The 20,688-nt window shown below is 67.1% G+C and carries 18 protein-coding genes; 13 read left to right on the top strand and 5 right to left on the bottom strand.

Features of this window, described 5'->3' with window-relative positions; translation table 11 throughout:
* The first annotated feature begins 113 nt into the window (after nt 1-113).
* The 6 genes from rhlB to rpoH all read left to right on the top strand — a co-directional run bounded on the left by rhlB (nt 114) and on the right by rpoH (nt 6,185).
* On the top strand, nt 114-1,829 hold the full coding sequence (gene rhlB / locus AMD14_RS19735; protein WP_011052551.1) for an ATP-dependent RNA helicase RhlB: 1,716 nt from the start codon (nt 114-116) through the stop codon (nt 1,827-1,829).
* A gap of 75 nt (nt 1,830-1,904) precedes the next feature.
* Complete coding sequence (gene ftsE / locus AMD14_RS19730) at nt 1,905-2,591, top strand: cell division ATP-binding protein FtsE (RefSeq protein WP_003484499.1); 687 nt, start codon at nt 1,905-1,907, stop codon at nt 2,589-2,591.
* On the top strand, nt 2,588-3,538 hold the full coding sequence (gene ftsX / locus AMD14_RS19725) for a permease-like cell division protein FtsX (protein ID WP_003484495.1): 951 nt from the start codon (nt 2,588-2,590) through the stop codon (nt 3,536-3,538). Before ftsE ends, ftsX begins: the two co-directional genes overlap by 4 nt.
* Before the next feature lie 8 nt (nt 3,539-3,546).
* On the top strand, nt 3,547-4,389 hold the full coding sequence (locus AMD14_RS19720) for a response regulator (protein ID WP_003484494.1): 843 nt from the start codon (nt 3,547-3,549) through the stop codon (nt 4,387-4,389).
* Nucleotides 4,386-5,111 carry a uracil-DNA glycosylase gene (ung, locus tag AMD14_RS19715; protein ID WP_005911429.1) on the top strand — a complete coding sequence of 242 codons (726 nt, stop codon included), beginning with the start codon at nt 4,386-4,388 and terminating at the stop codon, nt 5,109-5,111. Before AMD14_RS19720 ends, ung begins: the two co-directional genes overlap by 4 nt.
* 198 nt (nt 5,112-5,309) lie before the next feature.
* On the top strand, nt 5,310-6,185 hold the full coding sequence (gene rpoH / locus AMD14_RS19710; RefSeq protein WP_005911428.1) for an RNA polymerase sigma factor RpoH: 876 nt from the start codon (nt 5,310-5,312) through the stop codon (nt 6,183-6,185).
* A 78-nt stretch (nt 6,186-6,263) separates the two neighbouring features.
* Here rpoH and AMD14_RS19705 read toward each other — a convergent pair whose 3' ends face one another.
* Together AMD14_RS19705 and AMD14_RS19700 are read right to left on the bottom strand one after the other, a co-directional pair.
* A complete protein-coding gene (locus AMD14_RS19705; RefSeq protein ID WP_011052549.1) occupies nt 6,264-6,878 on the bottom strand; it encodes a trimeric intracellular cation channel family protein in 615 nt (204 codons plus the stop codon).
* Nucleotides 6,879-6,930: 52 nt separating this feature from the next.
* Entirely contained in the window at nt 6,931-8,223 is a 1,293-nt protein-coding gene (locus AMD14_RS19700; protein ID WP_011052548.1) for an NAD(P)/FAD-dependent oxidoreductase, read from the bottom strand.
* Between the two features lie 118 nt (nt 8,224-8,341).
* Between AMD14_RS19700 and AMD14_RS19695 the strand changes: the two genes are divergently transcribed.
* From AMD14_RS19695 to AMD14_RS19685, 3 genes are read left to right on the top strand one after another with little or no spacing between them, the layout of a single operon-like run.
* Complete coding sequence (locus tag AMD14_RS19695) at nt 8,342-8,878, top strand: hypothetical protein (protein ID WP_005923060.1); 537 nt, start codon at nt 8,342-8,344, stop codon at nt 8,876-8,878.
* Nucleotides 8,875-9,681, top strand: a complete 807-nt coding sequence (locus AMD14_RS19690; protein WP_011052547.1) for an NYN domain-containing protein — start codon at nt 8,875-8,877, stop codon at nt 9,679-9,681. Before AMD14_RS19695 ends, AMD14_RS19690 begins: the two co-directional genes overlap by 4 nt.
* Before the next feature lie 35 nt (nt 9,682-9,716).
* Nucleotides 9,717-10,340, top strand: coding sequence for a glutathione S-transferase family protein (locus AMD14_RS19685; RefSeq protein ID WP_011052546.1), 624 nt, complete (start codon nt 9,717-9,719; stop codon nt 10,338-10,340).
* A 241-nt stretch (nt 10,341-10,581) separates the two neighbouring features.
* Here the strand turns inward: AMD14_RS19685 and AMD14_RS19680 are convergent, their stop codons facing one another.
* Complete coding sequence (locus AMD14_RS19680) at nt 10,582-12,804, bottom strand: primosomal protein N' (RefSeq protein ID WP_011052545.1); 2,223 nt, start codon at nt 12,802-12,804, stop codon at nt 10,582-10,584.
* A gap of 469 nt (nt 12,805-13,273) precedes the next feature.
* On the opposite strand from AMD14_RS19680, the gene AMD14_RS19675 reads away from it, so the two are divergent.
* A complete protein-coding gene (locus AMD14_RS19675) occupies nt 13,274-14,317 on the top strand; it encodes a hypothetical protein (RefSeq protein WP_045720683.1) in 1,044 nt (347 codons plus the stop codon).
* Complete coding sequence (locus AMD14_RS19670; protein WP_015472877.1) at nt 14,301-14,903, top strand: DUF3106 domain-containing protein; 603 nt, start codon at nt 14,301-14,303, stop codon at nt 14,901-14,903. The genes AMD14_RS19675 and AMD14_RS19670 overlap by 17 nt, the downstream gene beginning before the upstream one ends.
* A gap of 191 nt (nt 14,904-15,094) precedes the next feature.
* On the opposite strand, the gene AMD14_RS19665 is transcribed toward AMD14_RS19670, so the two are convergent.
* Nucleotides 15,095-16,345 carry a DUF3667 domain-containing protein gene (locus AMD14_RS19665; protein WP_040148628.1) on the bottom strand — a complete coding sequence of 417 codons (1,251 nt, stop codon included), beginning with the start codon at nt 16,343-16,345 and terminating at the stop codon, nt 15,095-15,097.
* A gap of 186 nt (nt 16,346-16,531) precedes the next feature.
* Here AMD14_RS19665 and AMD14_RS19660 point away from each other — a divergent pair, with 186 nt between their 5' ends.
* On the top strand, nt 16,532-17,908 hold the full coding sequence (locus AMD14_RS19660) for an MATE family efflux transporter (RefSeq protein WP_011052541.1): 1,377 nt from the start codon (nt 16,532-16,534) through the stop codon (nt 17,906-17,908).
* Nucleotides 17,909-17,992: 84 nt separating this feature from the next.
* A complete protein-coding gene (sppA, locus tag AMD14_RS19655) occupies nt 17,993-19,894 on the top strand; it encodes a signal peptide peptidase SppA (protein WP_011052540.1) in 1,902 nt (633 codons plus the stop codon).
* 373 nt (nt 19,895-20,267) lie between these two features.
* On the opposite strand, the gene AMD14_RS19650 is transcribed toward sppA, so the two are convergent.
* The gene (locus AMD14_RS19650; protein WP_003484467.1) at nt 20,268-20,483 is read right to left on the bottom strand and encodes a hypothetical protein; all 216 of its coding nucleotides are present in this window, start codon (nt 20,481-20,483) and stop codon (nt 20,268-20,270) included.
* Nucleotides 20,484-20,688 lie beyond the last annotated feature (205 nt).

The raw sequence follows: 20,688 nt of genomic DNA, 5'->3' as shown, positions 1-20,688 counted from the left end.
AAGTGTCAGTCCTGAAGCCGCGCTGTCCGCCACAACAGCCGCAGTTTGCGACGCTGTCGGCATCGATGCAAGCCGCGCCCGGGCTGCCCAGGGCGCCTCACGAAGACGGAATAATGAGCGACAAACCGCTGACCGATGTGACCTTTTCCTCGTTCGACCTGCATCCGGCCTTGATCGCCGGGCTGGAGAGCGCCGGGTTTACCCGCTGTACCCCGATCCAGGCGCTGACCTTGCCGGTCGCGCTGCCGGGCGGCGATGTCGCCGGCCAGGCCCAGACCGGTACCGGCAAGACCTTGGCATTTCTGGTCGCGGTGATGAATCGGCTGCTGATCCGCCCGGCCCTGGCCGACCGCAAGCCGGAAGACCCGCGCGCGCTGATCCTTGCGCCGACCCGCGAGCTGGCGATCCAGATCCACAAGGATGCGGTCAAGTTCGGCGCCGACCTGGGCCTGCGCTTTGCGCTGGTCTACGGCGGGGTGGACTACGACAAGCAGCGCGAGCTGTTGCAGCAGGGCGTGGACGTGATCATCGCCACCCCGGGCCGCCTGATCGACTACGTCAAGCAGCACAAGGTGGTCTCGCTGCACGCCTGCGAGATCTGCGTGCTGGACGAAGCCGACCGCATGTTCGACCTGGGCTTCATCAAGGACATCCGCTTCCTGCTGCGGCGCATGCCCGAGCGCGGCACCCGGCAGACGTTGTTGTTCTCGGCCACCCTCAGCCACCGCGTGCTGGAGCTGGCCTACGAGCACATGAACGAGCCGGAGAAGCTCGTTGTCGAAACCGAAAGCATCACCGCCGCGCGGGTGCGCCAGCGCATCTATTTCCCGTCCGACGAAGAGAAGCAGACGCTACTGTTGGGCTTGCTGTCGCGCAGCGAAGGCGCGCGCACCATGGTGTTCGTCAACACCAAGGCCTTCGTGGAGCGCGTGGCGCGCACCCTGGAGCGGCATGGCTACCGGGTGGGTGTGCTGTCGGGCGATGTGCCGCAGAAGAAGCGCGAGTCGCTGCTCAACCGCTTCCAGAAAGGCCAGCTCGAAATCCTGGTCGCCACCGACGTGGCCGCGCGCGGTCTGCATATCGACGGCGTCAAGTACGTCTACAACTACGACCTGCCGTTCGACGCCGAAGACTACGTCCATCGCATCGGCCGCACCGCGCGTCTGGGCGAGGAAGGCGATGCGATCAGCTTCGCCTGCGAACGCTATGCGATGAGCCTGCCCGACATCGAGGCCTACATCGAGCAGAAGATTCCGGTCGAGCCGGTGACGTCCGAACTGCTGACGCCGCTGCCGCGCGCGCCACGCGTGCCGGTGGAAGGCGAAGAGGCCGACGACGACGCTGGCGACAGTGTGGGCACGATCTTCCGCGAAGCGCGCGAGCAGCGTGCCGCCGAAGAACAGCGTCGCGGTGGTGGGCGCGGTGGCCCCGGCGGGTCGCGCAGCGGCAGTGGCGGTGGTCGCCGCGATGGCGCAGGTGCCGATGGCAAGCCGCGTCCGCGTCGCAAACCACGGGTGGAAGGCCAAGCGCCTGCAGCTGCGGCGTCGACCGAACATCCGGTGGTTGCTGCAGTAGCGGCACAGGCACCTTCCGCGGGCGTGGCCGATGCCGAGCGCGCACCACGCAAGCGTCGGCGTCGTCGTAACGGTCGTCCGGTCGAGGGTGCCGAGCCGGCACTGGCATCCACGCCGGTTCCCGCGCCTGCCGCACCGCGCAAGCCCACCCAGGTGGTTGCCAAGCCGGTGCGTGCCGCCGCCAAGCCGTCGGGTAGCCCGTCGCTGCTCAGCCGGATCGGCCGCCGACTGCGTTCGCTGGTCTCCGGCAACTGACCGTTTGCGGCACTGATCGCATCGCCGCGCATCGGCGATGCGACGCAAGCACTGGCGCTCCGGCATAATCGCTGAATGACCGTTCTGCGTTTCGACAACGTCAGCAAGCACTACGCCGGTGGCCACCAGGCGCTGACCGATGTCAGCTTCGAAGTGGCCGATGGCGAGATGCTGTTCGTGACCGGCCATTCCGGCGCCGGCAAAAGTACCTTGCTCAAACTGATCCACCTCAGCGAACGCCCGAGTCAGGGCGCGGTGCTGCTGGGCGAACGTAACCTGCTCAAGGTGCGTGGCCGGCAGATTCCGCTGCATCGGCGTCAGGTGGGCGCGGTCTATCAGGACCACCGTCTGCTCAACGACCGCAGCATCGCCGAGAACGTGGCCTTGCCGCTGATCTTGCGCGGCACCCGGCGTGCCGAGATCGGCAAACGCGTGCGCTCGGCATTGGAGCGCATCGGTCTGGCCCATCGCGAGAAAGCCCTGCCGTCGCAATTGTCTGCCGGTGAGCAGCAACGCGTTGGCATCGCGCGCGCCATCGTCGGCGAACCGCGGCTGCTGGTGGCCGATGAGCCCACCGGCAATCTCGACCCCGCACTGGCCGCGGAAATCATGCAGTTGTTCGCCGAACTCCCGGCCCGTGGCACCAGCGTGCTGGTGGTCAGCCACGACCTGGCGCTGCTCAAGCAGATGCGCAAGCGCGTGCTGATTCTGGATCACGGCCGCCTGGTCGACGACATCTCGCCGCAGGACCTGGCCGAATGAGCAAGCCCGCCAATACCGAAACCGTCGCGCCGTCGCGGTTCGGCGTGTGGATCGACCATCATCTGCACAGCATCGCCTTCAGCCTGGGCCGTGCGATGCGCAAGCCGTGGGCCACCTTGTTGACCATCGTGGTGATGGCCCTGGCGCTGGCCCTGCCGTTGGGGCTGTCGATCGCGCTGGATAACGTCAAGCTGCTGGCCGGCAGCGTGCAGCAGTCGCGCGAGATCAATCTGTTCCTGAAGGTCGACGTGGCCGCCGATGCGGCGCAGGCGCTGGCCGGCGAGCTGCGTGCACGTCCGGATGTGGCCAAGGTCACGCTGCGCACGCCCGAACAGGGTTTGGCCGAGCTGCGCGAAAGCGCCAAGCTCGATGAAGCGGCCGATGCGCTGGGCGACAACCCGCTGCCCACCTTGTTGATCGTCACTCCCGCCGATGCGACCGACGACGCGCAGCTGGCCGGTGCGCTACAGGCGCTGCCGCAGACCGATCAGGTGCAGCACGACGCGCTGTGGCGCAAGCGCCTGGATGGCTGGTTGCATTTCGGCGAGCGCCTGGTCCAGGTGTTGTCTGCCCTGCTCGGGATCGGTGCGGTGCTGGTGGTCGGCAACACCGTGCGGCTGGATATCCAGTCGCGGCGCGAAGAAATCGGCGTGCTGCAGTTGCTCGGCGCCAGCGATGGCTTCATCCGTCGTCCGTTCTTGTATCTGGGCGCGTGGTACGGACTCGGCGCCGGCGCTGTCGCGCTCGCTCTGATCGCCGCCTCGGGCCTGGCATTGCGTGCGCCGTTGGCGACATTGGCCGACAGTTACGGCAGTTCTTTTACCCTGCATGGGCTGGATCTGTTGCATTCTGCGATGGTGCTGGTCGGCACCTTAGTCCTGGGTTGGTTGGGTGCCTGGCTGGTGACCGGCCATTTCCTTCGCCAGACCCGTCCTACCGAGACCTGAGGCCTGCCATGCACCCACCAGATCTCAAACACCTGATCAGCGACGCGCCGCGCGTGATGGTGGTCGATGGCTCCAAGTTGGTGCGCAAGCTGATTGCCGACGTGCTCAAGCGCGACCTGCCCAATGTGCAGGTGATCGGCTGTTCCAACATTGCCGAAGCGCGTCAGGCGCTGGAAGCCGGCGCGGTGGATCTGGTCACCACCTCGCTGTCGCTGCCCGATGGCGACGGCCTGACCCTGGCGCGCAGCGTGCGCGAAACCGCCGGGCAGGCCTATGTCCCGGTGATCGTGGTCTCCGGCGATGCGCAGCAGCATCTGGTGGAGCGCCGTTTCACCGAATACGTCACCGATTATTTCGACAAGGCGCTGGGCCATGAAGCCCTGGCGACCTTCATCCGCGGCTACGTGCAGCCCGAGCCGGTGGTGGGCGCGACCGTGCTCTACATTGAAGACAGCCGCGTGGTGGCCGAGGCGACCAAGCGCATGCTCGAACGCCAGAGCCTGAAAGTGGTGCACGTGCTCACCGCCGAAGATGCCTTTGCGCTGCTCACCGCCGAATCGCTGGGCCGCACCGAGCGCCGCATCGACGTGGTGCTGACCGACGTGACCCTGAAGGGCGAGCTCAACGGCCGCGACGTGGTCGAGCGTATCCGCATCGACTTCGCCTACGGCAAGCGCCGCCTGCCGGTGCTGGTGATGACCGGCGACACCAACCCGCGCAATCAGTCCGACTTGCTGCGCGCCGGTGCCAACGATCTGGTGCAAAAACCGATCGAAGAGCGCCTGCTTGTGACCAAGGTGTTGTTCCAGCTGCGCCTGGCACGCCTGGAGGATCAGGCTGTCACGCTATGACTGAAGGGGAAGGACGCATCCAGCTGGAACCGTCGTGGAAGGCAAGGGTGGGCGACTGGCTGCTGCGCCCACAGATGCGGGAGCTGTCGGCATTCCTGCGCCAGCGCAAGGCGGCCGGGGCGCGGGTGTTTCCGCCCGGCCCGCAGATCTTCGCCGCCTTCGACGCGACACCGTTCGAGCAAGTCAAGGTGGTGATCCTGGGCCAGGACCCGTATCACGGCGAAGGTCAGGCGCATGGGCTGTGCTTCTCGGTACTGCCCGGCGTGCCGGTGCCGCCGTCGCTGCTCAATATCTACAAAGAGATCCAGGACGACCTGGGGATCGCGCGGCCGGATCACGGCTACCTGATGCCCTGGGCGCGCCAGGGCGTGCTGCTGCTCAATGCGGTGCTGACGGTGGAGCAGGGACGCGCCGGGGCCCACCAGAACAAGGGCTGGGAAGGCTTCACCGATCATGTGGTGGAAACCCTCAACCGCGAGCGCGAAGGGCTGGTGTTCCTGCTGTGGGGCAGCTATGCGCAGTCCAAGGGCAAGGTCATCGACCAGACGCGCCACCGGGTCTTGAAGGCGCCACATCCTTCGCCGCTGTCGGCGCACCGCGGCTTCCTGGGCTGCCAGCATTTTTCCAAGACCAACGACCATTTGCGGCGGCGTGGTCTGAGCCCGATCGACTGGTCGCTGCCACCGCGCAGCGCGCTGGACCTCACCTCCGCCGGCGCCTGAACGACGCTCCCGTACATCCCGTTGCGCAACCAGTTTGTCACGGTTTGCATAGGGGCTTGGTGGTACGGTAAGCCTCGAATTTGGGTGCCGGGCTGTAGAACACCGGCGATGCCAAAAGCCCGAACGTCCTATAAATGGAATGCTGGGAACTCTTTCTGTACCCGGCAGTCCAATAGTTCGACTGCTAAGATGGTGCCTATGAACCAGACTACCTCGACTGCCCTTGTGGCAAACAATCTCCCGATTCCCAGTGCGCTCGGTTCGCTGGACGCCTACATCGGTGCCGTGCACCAGATCCCGGTGCTGTCGGTCGATGAGGAGCAGGATCTGGCCCGTCGCTTTCGCGACGAGCTGGATCTGGACGCCGCGCGCGAACTGGTCCATTCCCACCTGCGCTTCGTGGTGCACGTGGCCCGCGGCTACAACGGCTACGGCCTGCCGCTGGGCGACCTGATCCAGGAAGGCAACATCGGCCTGATGAAGGCGGTCAAGCGCTTCGACCCGGACATGGGCGTGCGCCTGGTCAGCTTCGCGGTGCACTGGATCCGTGCCGAGATGCACGAGTTCATCCTGAAGAACTGGCGCATCGTCAAGGTCGCCACGACCAAGGCGCAGCGCAAACTGTTCTTCAACCTGCGCAAGTCCAAGACGCGTCTGGGCTGGCTCAATGCGTCGGAAGTGACTGCGGTTGCCAAGGACCTGAACGTCTCCGAGCGTGAGGTGATGGAAATGGAGTCGCGCCTGTCCGGTCGCGACATCGGTTTCGACGCGTCGTCGGACGAAGACGACGATCACGGCCCGCCGTCGCCGGTGAGCTACCTGGTCGCCAATGAAGAAGATCCGTCGCAGGCGTACGAGCGTCACGACAGCGAAGACAACCAGCTGCAGCTGCTGCGCGAAGGTATGGCTGGCCTGGACGCGCGCTCGCGCGACATCGTCAAGCGCCGCTGGCTGGATTCCGATTCCAAGGTGACGCTGCAGGAACTGGCAGACGAATACGGCGTGTCGGCCGAGCGCATCCGTCAGATCGAAGCGAATGCGCTGAAGAAGATGAAGGCGCTGTTCGTCGCCTGATCCTGTCGGTCTTGCGCGGGTGTTTGCACAGACGGCCCGGTTTTCCGGGCCGTCTGCCTATGTGGGGCTACGCGATTGCTACTCCGGCGAGCGCGCCACCGGCAGATGCCAGCCGTAGCGGATCGCCATGAAGCGCAGGCCGAAGCACACGCCGGCGCCGGTCGCCAACGACCAGGCCTGCGGCACATCCAGGACGTGCCCGACCGCGACCAGCCCGCCACCGGCAAGCGCGGCGACCGCGTACAGTTCGGCCTGCAACACCACCGGCGTGCGCGCCACCAGCAGATCGCGCGCAATGCCGCCGCCGATGCCGCTGAGCATGCCCAGCAATGTCGCGCTCAACGGGGTGAGGTGATAGTCCAGCGCCTTGCTGGTGCCATAGACCGCAAACAGCGCCAGCCCGGCGGCATCGAAGATCTGCACCGGATTGCGCAGGCGCTCCACCGCTGCATGGCAATAGAACCCGGCCACGCCGGCCAGGCAGGCCACCAGCAGATACTGCGGCTGCACCAGCGCGGCCGGCGGGGTGGCGCCGATCAGCACATCGCGCACGATGCCGCCGGACACGGCGGCCGCGCAGGAGAGCACCAGCACGCCGAACAGGTCCAGACGGTTGCGTACCGCCACGGTCGCCCCGCTCAGGGCGAACACGAAGGTGCCGAGCAGATCCAGCAGGAACAGGACAGTTGCCACGGTCAGGCCATCGCATCAGGCCGCACAGCATCGCGCACGGCTTGCGCCGCTGTCATCCGTCCTTGCTGCTGGGGGGAGGATCGTCGGTGGCGCCGCCGAAGATGATGCGCGCGGCGCGCTGGTAGCTCCAGTACGCCATCGCCCAGTTCACCAGCACCACGAACCGGTTGCGGAAGCCGATCAAAAAGTACACGTGCGCAGCCAGCCAGAACCACCAGGCGACGACGCCGGACAGCTTGAGCTTGCCCACATGCACGATGGCGGCCATGCGGCCGATCGTGGCCAGGTTGCCGTAGTCCTGGTAGCGGAACGCCGGCGCGGTCTGGCCGCGCTGCCGCGCCCGGATCGCCTTGGCGATGTGCTTGCCCATCTGCTTGGCGGCCGGTGCCACGCCCGGCACCGGGCGGCCGTCCTGCTGCACCGAGGCCAGATCGCCGCCGACGAAGATTTCCGGGTGGCCCGGCACGCTGAGGTCGGCTTCGACCAGCACGCGGCCGGCGCGATCCAGCGGCACGCCCAGCGTACGCGCCAGCGGCGAGGCGGCCACGCCGGCGGCCCACACCACGGTGCGTGCCGGCACGAAGGTGTCGCCGAGCTGGTAGCCCAATGCATCGATCTGCGTGACCGGAGTTCCGGTGTGCACCTCCACGCCCAGACGTTCCAACTGCTTGCGCGCCTTGGCGGTGAGATCTTCCGGAAACGAGGGCAGCACGCGCGGACCGGCTTCGACCAGCCGCACGCGCGCCTGCCGCGGGTCGATGTGGCGGAACTCGTTCTTGAGTGTGTGGCGGGCGATTTCGGCCAGAGTGCCGGCCAGTTCGACGCCGGTGGGCCCGCCGCCGACCACTGCAAAGCTCAGCCAGGCGGCGCGTGCGGCAGGGTCGGATTCGGCTTCTGCGCGTTCGAAGGCCAGCAGCAGCTTGCGCCGCAGCACCAGTGCGTCGTACAGCGTTTTCAGGCCAGGGGCGTGTTCGGCCCATTGGTCGTTGCCGAAATAGGCATGGGTGGCGCCGGTGGCCAGCAGCAACATGTCGTAGCCGAGCGTGCCGCCATCGGCCAACACCACCTCGCGGCGGCTTGGTGCGATATCGGTGACATCGCCGAGCAGTACTTCGACATTGCGTTGCTCGCGCAGGATGTGCCGCAGCGGCGCGGCGATGTCCGGTGCCGACAGGCCGGCGGTGGCCACCTGATACAGCAGGGGCTGGAACAGGTGGTGGTTCTGACGGTCGACCAGAGTGATGCGGATGCCGGGGTCGTCGAGCGCGCGGGTCGCCCATAAGCCGGCGAATCCGCCGCCAACCACAACCAGATGCAGCGGAGCTTGGGAGGGGAGAGAGGTCATCGTAAGGTCCGATGGAGTGCGACGCGGGCGTATCAGGATGCCGCATCGGCAATGAACATGCCGCGTGAGCGTGGCCCGCCTGCGGCATCATGTCGCATCTCCCGCTTCCGGCCACCCCATGTCGTCGCTCCCGCCGCCGTTGCCGCCGTTGTCGTCTGTGCCGCCCGCTGCACCGTCGCGGGCAGCGGTCGTCAAGAAGCCGCTCAGCAGTGTGGCGATCGGGCTGATTGGCGTGGCGACGTGTGTAGTGCTGTTCGGGACGCTGGTGCTCGGCGCGCTCATCTGGCTGATGTCGATCGGTTGGTCGCTGTTTGCCGATCAGGCGCGCAGTGCGCTGCAGGCCGATGCCGTGGTGCAGGAACATATCGGGCACATCCGCGACATGCAGGTGGATCTGTATCGCACCAGTCTGGCCCCGGGTAGCGACGAGTTCGTGTTCGATGTGGAAGGCGATCGCGGCACCGGGCGCGTGCACGCTACCTGGGTCAGCGACGGGGCAGAACGCGAGATCCTGAGTACGGGCGTGCTCACGCTGCGCGATGGCACCGAGTACACATTGCCGGCCGAGACCGACGTGGAGGAGAGTGAGATGGACACCGACACCGACACCGACACCGACTTCAAGACCGAATCTGCGAAGTCCCTGGAGCAATGAGCATGAGCGACAACGCTGACAAACGCATCGCGCTGCTGATCGATGCGGACAATGCGCCGGCCGGCAAGATCGACGTGGTGCTGGCCGAAGTGGCGCGCTACGGCGTGGCCAACGTGCGCCGCGCCTACGGCAACTGGAAGAGCCCGCACCTGAAAGGCTGGGAGGCGGCGTTGCACGACTATGCGATCCGGCCGATCCAGCAATTTGCCTACAGTTCCGGCAAGAACGCCTCGGACATGGCAATGGTGATCGATGCGATGGACCTGTTGTACGCGCGCAATCTGGATGGATTTGCGATCGTCTCCAGCGATGCCGATTTCACGCCGCTGGTGATGCGCCTGCTGACCGACGGCATGAAGGTCTATGGCTTCGGCGAAAAGAAGACACCGGCGCCGTTCGTCAATGCGTGCTCCAAGTTCACCTATGTCGAGGCGCTCGGCGAGCAAGCTGCAGCCGCCAGCGAGACGGCTGCCGGTCGCAAGGACGCCACCGCATTACGTCGCGATACGCGTCTGGTCCAAATGCTGCGCAATGCGATCGTCAGCGCCTGCGAAGACGATGGCTGGGCGCTGCTGAGTGCAGTCGGCAAGCAGGTGGCCAACCAGGCCTCGTTCGATCCACGCAACTATGGCTATCGCAAACTCAGCGATCTGGTGCGCGCGATCGGCTTGTTCGAGATCAGGCAGGACGAACAGGCGTTGTGGGTGCGCGACACGCCCAAGAGTGGCCGCGGCAAACCGGCGCAACCGGCGGCTGCCAAGCGCCCGGCACGTGCGCCGGCCAAACCTGCAGCAGGGGGCTGAGCATGACGCAGGACGCAAATGTGCCCACCGCAGCGATGCCCGCCATCACGATCTGGGGCCGGCGCAATTCCAGCAATGTGCGCAAGGCGTTGTGGTGCGCCGAAGAAGCCGGGGTGGCCTACACCTCGATCGAAGTCGGCGGTGCGTTCGGCGGCAACGACACGCCGGCCTATCGCGCATTGAATCCGAACGGCGTGGTGCCGACCTTGCAGGATGGTGCGCTGGTGCTGTGGGAGTCCAATGCGATCGTGCGCTACCTAGCCGCGCAATATGCGCCGGCCCTGTATCCGCAGGCACCGGCCGAGCGCGCGCTGGGCGACCGCTGGATGGATTGGACCACCTCCACGTTCGCCGGTGTGTTTCGCGACCTGTTCTGGGGCGTTGTGCGCACGCCGGAGGCCGAGCGCGATCACGCACGCATCGCTGCGGCGTTGACCCAGTCGGGCGAGTTGCTCGCACGTGCCGATGCGGCATTGGCGCAGCAGCCGTACCTGTCCGGCGGACGGTTCGCGATGGGCGATATACCGCTGGGCAGCTTCATCTACGCGTGGTTCGAAATGCCGATCGAGCGGCCCGAATTGCCGCATCTGCAGGCGTGGTACGCGCGCTTGCGTGTGCGGCCGGCGTACCAGCGTGGGGTGATGACCGCGCTGACTTGAGTTTCGCGTTTGCGCTCAGGCCAGCATGGTCCATGGCAGGCGCCGCACGTGCTGCCGACCCGACACGTTGCTGCAAGGACATGGGCCTTGTACATCGCGCGACTAAATAGCCCGCGTTTTCTGTAGGAGCGCACTGGTGCGCGAGGGCATTCCCGGGAACGCCACATCGCGCCCAGGTGCGCTCCTACGCAAGCTGGGTACACGGTGATCTAGCTGCTGCTCCGCGTGCGATACGCCCGCACTAATACAGATCGATCGGATCCACATCCAGCGACCAGCGTACGCGCCGCGCCTGCGGCAGCGCATAGATCGCAGGCAGTTGCGCATCCAGCAGACGATGCAGCGCCGAGCGCTGTTGCGCGGACAACAGCAACTGGCTGCGCTGGAAACCGGCGCGGCGTGGCATCGGTGCCGGCATCGGGCCGTAGCACTCCACTGCGGCAAAGGCAGGCGATTGTGCGGTGCTGTCTGCCGTGGTCAGGCCACGCACCGCCATCAGGAATTGGTTGGCCGCGGCCACGTCCTTGGCCTCGGCGCGGAACAGCGCCAGATGCGCGAACGGCGGAAATCCCGCGGCCTCGCGCTGCTGCAGTTCGGCGTCGGCGAAGGCGTGGTAGCCGCCATTGACCAGGGTCTGCAGCAACGGGTGTTCGGGGTGATGGGTCTGCAGCCAGACTTCGCCCGGCCGGTCGGCACGGCCGGCGCGTCCGGCCACCTGGATCAACTGCTGGGCCAGTTTTTCGGCGGCGCGGAAGTCGGCCGAGAACAGGCCTTCGTCGATGCCGACCACCACGACCATGGTTAGCCGCGGCAGGTCGTGGCCCTTGGCCAGGATCTGCGTGCCGACCAGGATGCCGGCCTCGGTGCCGAGCCGGGCGAGCTGGGTTTCCAGTGCGTCGCGGCGCTGGGTGGTGCTGCGGTCGATGCGCACCACCGGGACGTCCGGAAACGCCTCGGTCAGGCGTTCTTCCAGCCGCTCGGTGCCGATGCCCTGCGGCTGCAGCGCCAGGCTGGCGCAGGCCGGGCAGGCCAGCGGTGCGGGTTGGCGCGCGCCGCAATGGTGGCACTGCAGGCGCCGGCCGCCTGCATGCACGGTCATCGGGGTCTGGTGCAGCGGCGTGCTGCAGCGCTGGCAGGCAGCGGTCCAGCCGCAGTCGTGGCACAGCAGCACCGGTGCATAGCCGCGGCGGTTCTTGAACACCAGGACCTGTTCGCCACGCGCCAGGGTGGTGCCGATACCGGCCAGCACCTCGGGCGACAGGCCGTCCTTGAGCGGGCGCTTGCGCACGTCGAGCACGCGCACGCGCGGCGGACGCGCTTCGCCGGCGCGCTGCGACAGGCGCAGATGCTGGTAGCGACCGGCGTAGGCGTTGTGCAGGCTTTCCAGCGATGGCGTGGCGCTGCCCAGGATCACCGGCACATCCAGCGCCTTGCCGCGCACCAGCGCGAAATCGCGCGCGTGATAGCGGATGCCGTCCTGCTGCTTGTAGCTGCCGTCGTGTTCTTCGTCGATCACGATCAGGCCGGCGTTGGGCAGCGGGGTGAACACCGCCGAGCGGGTGCCGACGATCAGCTGTGCCTGGCCGCGCCAGGCCGCCGCCCAAACCCGCGCGCGTTCGCCATCGGACAGACCCGAGTGCAGCGCATGCACCGGCACGCCCAGGCGCGCACGGAAACGCCCCAGGGTCTGCGGCGTCAGCCCGATCTCGGGCACCAGCACCAGCGCCTGCTTGCCGGCGGCCAGGCAATCGGCGATCGCCTGCAGGTAGACCTCGGTCTTGCCGCTGCCGGTGACGCCGTCGAGCAGATAGGTGGCAAAGCCGCTATGCGCGCGGATCGCGGCGGTGGCGGCCTGTTGTTCGTCGTTGAGCGGCGGGCCGTTGCCGGGGCGTGGCGGAATCGTGTCGGCCGGCACCGCCACGCGCTCGGCGTACTCGCGCTTGGCCAGGCTGCGCGCGGCTTCGCGCCACTGCGGCAGCAGCGGGTCCAGTTGCTCCTCGCCGACCGCACCGGTGCGCAGCAGGGCTGCCAGCAGGGCGGGGCGGCTGCCTGCGCGCAGGCTGGTGGAGCCGGTGCGGCCGGCTTCGGTCAGCTGCCAGGCCCAGGCGTGGGTATCGGCCAGCGGCTCGCCGCGCCGAAGCGGGCCGGGCAGGGCGCTGGCCTGGGCCTCGCCGAGCGGGGCGTGGGTGTAGCGGGCCAGCCAGTGCAGCGAGCGGGCCAGTTCATCGACCAGCAGCGGGGCCTGGTCGCACCACGCCAGTGCCGGGCGCAGGCCGTCGGCCGCGGGCAGTTGCCCGATCTCCACCACAACCCCGACCAGCTCGCGCGGCCCGAACGGCACCCGCACCCGGCAGCCGACCCGCGCCGGATCGGTCGGCGCCGCATCGGCCGGAGGCAGATAGTCGAACAACTGGGGCAGCGGCACCGGCAAGGCGACGCGCAGGGTGGCGACGGTCGAAGACATCCGACCAGTCTACTCACCCTGTCCAGAGGCCGGCGGCCGACCCCGAATCGGCCCAGATCCACGCCGGGGCAGCGGCCGCGTTTCTGTGACGGAAGTGATAAATACGACGTAAACCTATGTGAGGGTTAAGGAAAGGGGTTTATCCACACCGGCTGTGGATAAACCTGTGAATTAGTCTCGTGCTCCACGCTGTGACGATGGATTCACTAGCCTCTGCAACCTCTTGGACATTTTTTAGCCAACATCCATAAGTCAATAAATTTCAATCACTTAGGCGTGAAACACGATTGCAACAAAGAAAAAACAACAGTTGACAGACGCCTGCGTATCGGTATGTCTGCCGCTGTGCACAACCCGCATCGGCGGCAGGCGCGGCCGATGTGAAGCCGGAGCGGGGCCGAGCCGATCTGTCAAGCCATCGGCGGGGGGCAATCGCGTCGGTATCATGCCGGCCGATGCTGGAGTTCTCATGACCGTAGTCCCCGACGCCCCTGTCACCCCCGCCGCGCTATCTGCCTTCTTGCGGGGTGTGGAACGCCGGGGGCTGGTGCTCGCGCAATTGCAGTGCGGCGATGTGGCCGCCGCCGAGCGCGCCCTCGCAGCGGCCTTGCGCGCCTTCGGCAGCCAGGCGGCAGGTCGGCCGATGGCAGGCTGGCCGATGCGCTTCTGGAGCCTGCTGGCCACCGCGCCACCGCTGCGGAGCGAGCCGATGCCGGGCACGTGGCTGCCCCCGTTCACCGCCTTGGGCCGGATGCAGACTGCCGACCGCCTGGCGCTGCTGCTGCGGATCGTGGCCGGGCTGGAAGAAGGCGTGGCCAGCGAGGTGCAAGGCGTCGAAACGGCCGACTACCGGCAGTTGCTGGCGCGTGCCTGCCCGCGCGACGCCGCAGGCAATCCGGATGCCCAGGCCTGGCGGGCCCTGGCCGAGGCGGCGCAAGTGGAACTGCGCGACCTGAGCCCGGCCCAGTTGACCCGGCTGGGCCAGCTCCGCGATTCGGCCCTGGCCGGAATGCCGCTGCAGGCTGCCGCGCCGGCCGCGCCGGCCGAGCCGGCACCGGCGCCGCGTCGTCCAGCCGCCGCGCGGGCGCGGGGCCGGCGGCAATGGCAGTGGCCTCAGCTGGAGCGCCGCCACGCCGGCGTGGCACTGGGCGTGCTGGCGGTGGCACTGCTGCTGGCAGTACTGGGCTGGTGGTGGACCCACCGCCGGCCCGCGCTTCCTCCCGAGCCCGTTTCGCAGGCGCCTGCCGGCGTGCTGCACGTGACCGACGCGGCACCGGTACTGGTGGAAGAACTCCCGGCGGCCGACCTGCCGGATGCCGTGGCCGCCCCGGGCCTGGATCCACGCGACCAGGCGATGCTGGCCGACCCGGATCTGGAGCTGGCCCGCGCTGCGGACTTCTATGCCTGGTATGCCGCCGGCCACCCGGTGCCGGTTGATGAATCCGGTGCGCATGCCATCGCTGCCGAGCAGCCTTCCGCCCCTCTGGAGACGGTCGATGATGAAACCAACTAAATGGTGCGGCCTGCTGCTTTGCGCGATTGCCGCCGTCGCCGGCGCGCAGCGCTTGCCGACGCCGTTGGAAGAATCCGCCGCTGCGCCGGCCGCGTCCACGTCCGCTGCCGCAGCGCCGGGTACATCGCCCAGCGCCGCGCAGCAGGTCGCGCGCTGGGCGGCGATGACGCCTGCGCAGCAAGCCGAGCTGCGCGCCCGCTACGCTGCCTGGAAGGGTCTGACTGCTACCGACCGGGTGGTGTTGCGCCAGGCACGCGAGCGGCTGCAAGCCTTGCCCGAGGATCAGCAACGCGCGTTGCGCACCCAGTTCGGCGCGATGGATCGCCTGCATCGCGATGGCTGGCGCCTGGGCTCGCAGGTAGGGGCGTTCTATGCCCAGTTGCAGCCGTTGATCGGCTACGTGCCGCCTGCCCAGCGCGAGGCCACGCTGGCCGCGCTGCGCAGCCTGGACGCCGGTCAGCTGGAGCAACTGGCATTGCTGGCGCAGCGCACCCCGCCCCAGGAACGCGACGGCTTGCGCGTGGCCTTCCTGGCCGAAGCGCCGGCCACGCGCAGCACCTGGTTGAAGCGCCAACTGGCGCGTTGATCGCTCGCGCCACCGGTTCGGCGCCGTCAGCGCGCGCAATGCTTTTTTTTAGCGTTGCGCCGGTCACATCGGTTCAAGCGGGAGCCTGTTTGCACACTGCCGCTCCAGACGCCCCACCTCCAAGCCCGGCATCGCTGCCTCGCGCTGCTATGCGGGCGTTTTCGCGCAACCGTCTGCGCAGATTCGTCGCGTCAAAGACGCGCCAGACTCGCCACCATCAATAGCGCCGCGGCCACCGTCACCAACACCAGATACACCCCGCTCAGGCCGAGGTACTTGAGCACGGTGACCGGCCAGGACTGCGCGTACACGCGCCGCTGCATCCACAGCAGATACACCGGCATCCAGGCCGTCAGCCCGAACTGCGCAAGTCCGATACTCCAGGTGATCGGGCTGGCGACGTGCGCCAGCGCATCGCTGAGCAGCGACAACAGCAGCTGCGTCAGCAGGTTCAGGCACAGGAAGGCGTGGCTGTACAGCGCCACCACCAGATGCTCCAGATACACCTGCCCGCTGCGCACGTAGAACACCCGCAACAGCAGCGCAAACAGCGGCACCAGCACCAGCAGTGCAGACGGTACCGCTGCGAAGAACGCGTTGTAGAGCAGCTGCGGATCGCTGCGAAGCCGCGGCAGGTTGTCGCGGATATGGCGAAGTTGGGTATTGATCCAGCGGTTGGCGAACTGCGGTAGCGCCGCATAGTGCAGTGGGTTGCTCACCGGGTCCCACGGCTTGCCCGTCACCGAAAAGAACGTGCTGTCGCTGTTTGCCTCTGCGATGGGCACGGCGCTGGTCGGACGCGCGTCGGCCTGCAACTGCGTCAGACGGCGTTGCGCTTGCGCGTTGGCACGCGCGATGCCGGCGTCCACGCTGTCGCGTGCGATGCCGGTCGGCACCGCCGCGCGTGTCTGCGTCAGCGTGTCGACCAATTGCTTGCGTACCGCTTCTACCTGCGCCGGCGTGCGTGCATGTGCGAAATCCTTGGGAACCGCGGTCTGGCTGGTGCCGGGCGCCGGTGCGATATCGCTGTCTGCGTCGGACGCATGCACGGCGATGCGCGCAATGAAGAACGTCAACAGGCTCAGTACCAGGAACAGCCGCATCGGCGCCACGTAGCGCACGCGTTGGCCGCCCAGGAAGCGCTGCGCCACGCGTCCGGGCACCAGCAGGTCGCGCAGGGTGCGGAAAATGCGCCCATCCAGATGCCAGAACGATTCGAAGACTTCTTCCACTGCATGGGCGACGCTGCGCACCGGGTTGTGCGCGCTTTGCCCGCAGACGTGGCAGTACGCCCCATGCAAGGCAGTCGCACAATTTTCGCAGGCCGTGGGATGGTGCGCGGTCGAATGCGGTGACATGAGCCAGGTCCGGTTGGCGAGTCGGGGAAGGCGCGTTGCCGTCGACCTGATCCCGAAAGACCGGCGTTTGGCGCACGCGTGCAACGGTATCCCGCGCCGGCCCGGTTGCAGCAGCCTTCGCGTTTTTGCCCGCGCGCGCAGTCGCGCAGCGGGCTCTACCCAGCTGCGCGGCAAGGCCGCAGTCGGAAAGTAGGCGTAAGATAGCCGGCCCGCGCGACCCGGTGCCAGCGCCTCCCGGCACGGCCGTAGTCCGCGCAGCGATCGGTTGTCATGTCTGTTTCTTCTGCACCCCCGTCCGCGACGCCAGGCTTCGCCTCGGAAGTGCGCACCACCGGCCTGCTTGCATTGCCGCTGGTGCTCGGCCACGTTTCCACCGGCCTGATCGGTTTTGTCGACAACGTCATCGCCGGCCACCACGGCACCGCCACGCTGGCTGCAGTCACCATCGGCACTTCGCTGCTGTGGCTGCCGATGCTGGTGCCGATCGGCACCTTGATTTCGTTGACCGCCTCGGTCTCGCAATTGCTCGGCGCCGGCCGCGAGCGCGAGATCGGGCCGCTGTTCCGACAGGCGCTGTGGCTGTCGCTGGGGCTGAGTGCGCTGATGTTCGTGTTCCTGAGCGTGGTGCCGCCGTTGCTGCCCACCTTCGGGATTGCGCCGGACATCGTGCCCGGTGCCACCGCGTTCCTGCACGCAGTCCGCTGGGGCGTGCCGGCGCTGACGTTCTACTTCTGCATGCGCTACCTCAGCGAGGGCATGCACTGGACGCTGCCGACCATGCTGCTGGGCTTTGGCGGCTTGCTGGTCCTGGCACCGGTGGGCTATGCGCTGACTTATGGCAAGTTCGGCTTCGCCGAGCACGGTGCCGAAGGGCTGGGCATGGCCTCGGCCATCACCATGTGGGTGCAGGCGAGCGTGTTCGCGCTGTATTTGTGGCGCGCGCGACGTTTTGCGCATCTGCAATTGTTCGCCCACCTGGAAGGGCCGCGCTGGCGCGCCATCGGCGAGTTGCTACGCACCGGCTTGCCGATCGGCATTACGGTTTTGATGGAAGGCGGGTTGTTCATCGTCACCGCGCTGTTGATCGGCCGGCTGGGCTCCACCGAAGCGGCCGCGCACCAGATTGCGATCAACGTCGCGCAGCTGTGTTTCATGATCCCGATGGGCGTGGCCGAGGCCACCACCGTGCGCGTGGGCCACGCAGTGGGCCGCGGCGACCCGCAGGCGATGCGGCGCGCAGCCTGGGCCGGCTATGCCATCGTGCTGGGCACGCAAGCGCTATCGGCCAGCGCGCTGCTGCTGGGCCACGATGCCATCGTCGGCGTCTATACCGACGACGTGGCCGTGGCCGCGCTGGCCTCGGTGTTGCTGCTGTTTGCCGCCACGTTCCAGTTTCCCGACGGCATCCAGGTGCTGTCGGCCGGCGCGCTGCGCGGGCTCAAGGACACCCGCGTGCCGATGTTCTTGGCGATGTTTTCGTACTGGGGCGTGGGCATGCCGATCGGCGCCGGGCTCGGCCTGGGGCTGGGCTGGGGACCAAAGGGCATGTGGGTGGGCCTGATCCTGGGCCTGACGGTGGCGTCGATCCTGATGGGGCTGCGCTTTCGCCAGACCAGCCGGCGACTGACCGCCACCGTGACACCCTGACTTCCAGCGCATCCCGCGCGCGCTGCGCAGCCGGTATGCTGGGCGCCATCGATCTGTATGCAGCGTCTTTCGACGGAGCTTTCCATGAACCACCCCGTGCGTCGCAATCCCATCGCCAGCTTCTTCGTCGGCCTGTGGGATGTGATGAATTTCACCCGGCGCCTGATTTTCAACCTGGTGTTCTTCGGTTTCCTGTTTTTGCTGCTGCTGGTGTTCGTGGTGGCGCTCGCGCGTGGTGATGGCACCAAGCCGCTGGCCGAGCGCACTACCCTGGTGATCAACCCGGAAGGCACGCTGGTCGAACAATTCAGTGCCGACCCGGTCAGCCGGTCGCTGGCCAAGGCGGTCGGCGACAAGAGTGCCGAAGAAGTGCAACTGCGCGACCTGGTGCGCGTGATCGAAGCGGCCGGCAAGGACCGCAAGATCGAGCGCGTGCTGTTGAACCTGGACAAGCTGCAACCGTCCGGATTCGCTTCCCAACGCGAAGTGGCCGTCGCGTTGCAGAAGTTGCGCGCCTCCGGCAAGCAGATCGTGGCCTTCAGCGAGAGCATGAGCCAGGGCCAGTACCTGCTCGCCGCACAGGCCAACGAGGTGTATCTGGACCCGATGGGCAGCGTGCTGCTGGAAGGCCTTGGCCGCTATCGCCAGTACTTCCGCGAAGGCCTGCAGGACAAGCTCGGCGTGGACGTGCATCTGTTCCGCGTTGGCGAGTACAAGTCTGCAGCCGAGCCGTACATCCTGGACGCGGCCTCGGCCGATGCCAAGGAAGCGGATCTGTTCTGGATGAACGATGTGTGGCGGCGCTACCTGGCCGACGTGGGCACCGCACGCAAGCTGAGCCCGGCGCAGCTGGCTGCCGGTATCGACACGCTGCCCGAAGGCGTGGCCGCCGCCGGTGGCGACCTGGCCAAGTTCGCGCTGCAACAGAAGCTGGTGGACGGGCTCAAGACGCGCGAGGAAGTCGATGCGCTGCTGGTCCAGCGCGGCGTCGCCGACAGCGATGCCGACAGCGGTTTCCGCAATATCGGGTTCAACGATTATCTGAGCCAGCTGCAGGCGCAGCGTTCGCCCATGGACAGTCGCCCGCAGGTGGCGGTGGTCGTGGCGGCGGGCGAGATCAGCGGTGGCGAACAGCCGGCCGGGCGCATCGGTGGCGAGTCCACGGCGGCGCTGCTGCGCCAGGCGCGCGACGACGATGACGTGAAGGCGGTGGTGCTGCGCGTGGATTCGCCCGGTGGCGAAGTCTTCGCCTCCGAGCAGATCCGCCGCGAAGTGGTTGCGCTCAAGCAGGCCGGCAAGCCGGTGGTGGTGTCGATGGGCGATCTTGCCGCTTCCGGCGGTTACTGGATCAGCATGAATGCCGATCGCATCTACGCCGACCCGTCGACCATCAGCGGCTCCATCGGCATCTTCGGCATGGTGCCGAATCTGACCCGTGCGCTGGACAAGATCGGCGTGCACACCGACGGCGTGGCCACCACGCGGTTCGCCGGTGCGTTCGACATCACCCGTCCGCTGGATCCGGCTGCCGGCCAGGTCATCCAGGCGGTGATCAACAAGGGCTACGCCGACTTCACCGGCAAGGTGGCGCAGGCGCGTCACCAGTCGGTGGACGCGATCGACAAGGTTGCGCGTGGCCGTGTGTGGAGCGGTGCGCAGGCCAAGGAGCGTGGATTGGTGGATGCGTTCGGCGGCATGCAGGAAGCGGTGGCCGATGCGGCCGACCGCGCCAAGCTGAGCCGCGGCAAGTTCCGCGTGCGCTATGTGGAAAAGCCGGCCACGCCGTTCTCGCAGTTCATGAGCGGGTTTGCCGGCAGCCGCATGGGTGCCTGGATGCTGAGCGACTCGGGCATGGCGCGCGCGCTGCTGGCCCGCTCGTTGCCGGAAGTGGACAGCCAACTGCGCTTTGTCGAAAGCGCCGTGCACGACAGCAAGGCAGGCGGCACGCCGGTCAAGTCGCTGGCCTATTGCTTCTGCGGGTTCTGACGCGTTGCGCTCAGTGAGCGAGTGATGCATCGACAACGCCGGCCATGTGCCGGCGTTGTTGTTTCTAAAGTCGGGAGATGCGGCGTTTTGAACGCACAAACGAACGAAGCAGATGGCAGGACGCATGATTCAATCGTCTAGCGTTCAAGCCATCAGCCATCAGCCATCAGCAACTAGCTATGACGCATATTGCGGTGAACGCCTTTGCAGGTTTGGCCGCCGTTCGCACAGGTATTTGCACATTGGTGCGCGGTCCACGTGCGCTTCTGCACGCACGTGCTGCTTGGTGCACCAAGTCGTCCTGTGGTGGCAGCCGGCTAAATACAAACGCAGACGCTTGAGGACGCGACGCCAGCAGATTGCCGAGGTTCCGCTACTGCGTGGCGGCATCGATCGCCTTGCGCTGATCGTCGGCCGCCTGGTCGGTTGCGGCCTGCACCGCGTGCGCCTTGTTCAACGGTTGCTGGATGTGGTCGCGCAAGGCGGTGGCCTGCGGGTCGGGCTTCTGATCGGTGGGCGCGGGCTGCGGCCGCTGACAGGCGCCAAGCGACAACGCCAGACCAACCGCAAGCATCCAATGCATCTTCATCGTCGTGACCTCACCTGGGGTGGCGTTATCCTAGAACGTGTTATGTACTTTGGGGTGAGTGCTTTCCGGAGGGTTGGCCGTCAGCGGCACGGCGCGGGCGCCGCGCGGCTTGCCTTGGCGCCAGCCAAGCCGGCGCTCCGCACCGCTGACGGCCAACGCATCTCATCTCAACGTGCATAACATGCTCTAACGCCCGGGCCACGCA

Source organism: Xanthomonas citri pv. citri (assembly GCF_000961215.1).
In the GTDB taxonomy this organism is placed as follows: domain Bacteria; phylum Pseudomonadota; class Gammaproteobacteria; order Xanthomonadales; family Xanthomonadaceae; genus Xanthomonas; species Xanthomonas cissicola.
The sequence above is the reverse complement of the archived record's forward strand: the minus strand, read 5'-3'. Positions and strand labels throughout refer to the sequence as shown.

Coding starts and splice junctions, on each gene's coding strand:
- rhlB (WP_011052551.1), top strand. CDS start 114: ATGAGCGACAAACCGCTGACCGATGTGACCTTTTCCTCGTTCGACCTG.
- ftsE (WP_003484499.1), top strand. CDS start 1,905: ATGACCGTTCTGCGTTTCGACAACGTCAGCAAGCACTACGCCGGTGGC.
- ftsX (WP_003484495.1), top strand. CDS start 2,588: ATGAGCAAGCCCGCCAATACCGAAACCGTCGCGCCGTCGCGGTTCGGC.
- AMD14_RS19720 (WP_003484494.1), top strand. CDS start 3,547: ATGCACCCACCAGATCTCAAACACCTGATCAGCGACGCGCCGCGCGTG.
- ung (WP_005911429.1), top strand. CDS start 4,386: ATGACTGAAGGGGAAGGACGCATCCAGCTGGAACCGTCGTGGAAGGCA.
- rpoH (WP_005911428.1), top strand. CDS start 5,310: ATGAACCAGACTACCTCGACTGCCCTTGTGGCAAACAATCTCCCGATT.
- AMD14_RS19700 (WP_011052548.1), bottom strand. CDS start 8,223: ATGACCTCTCTCCCCTCCCAAGCTCCGCTGCATCTGGTTGTGGTTGGC.
- AMD14_RS19695 (WP_005923060.1), top strand. CDS start 8,342: ATGTCGTCGCTCCCGCCGCCGTTGCCGCCGTTGTCGTCTGTGCCGCCC.
- AMD14_RS19690 (WP_011052547.1), top strand. CDS start 8,875: ATGAGCATGAGCGACAACGCTGACAAACGCATCGCGCTGCTGATCGAT.
- AMD14_RS19685 (WP_011052546.1), top strand. CDS start 9,717: ATGCCCGCCATCACGATCTGGGGCCGGCGCAATTCCAGCAATGTGCGC.
- AMD14_RS19680 (WP_011052545.1), bottom strand. CDS start 12,804: ATGTCTTCGACCGTCGCCACCCTGCGCGTCGCCTTGCCGGTGCCGCTG.
- AMD14_RS19675 (WP_045720683.1), top strand. CDS start 13,274: ATGACCGTAGTCCCCGACGCCCCTGTCACCCCCGCCGCGCTATCTGCC.
- AMD14_RS19670 (WP_015472877.1), top strand. CDS start 14,301: ATGATGAAACCAACTAAATGGTGCGGCCTGCTGCTTTGCGCGATTGCC.
- AMD14_RS19660 (WP_011052541.1), top strand. CDS start 16,532: ATGTCTGTTTCTTCTGCACCCCCGTCCGCGACGCCAGGCTTCGCCTCG.
- sppA (WP_011052540.1), top strand. CDS start 17,993: ATGAACCACCCCGTGCGTCGCAATCCCATCGCCAGCTTCTTCGTCGGC.
- AMD14_RS19650 (WP_003484467.1), bottom strand. CDS start 20,483: ATGAAGATGCATTGGATGCTTGCGGTTGGTCTGGCGTTGTCGCTTGGC.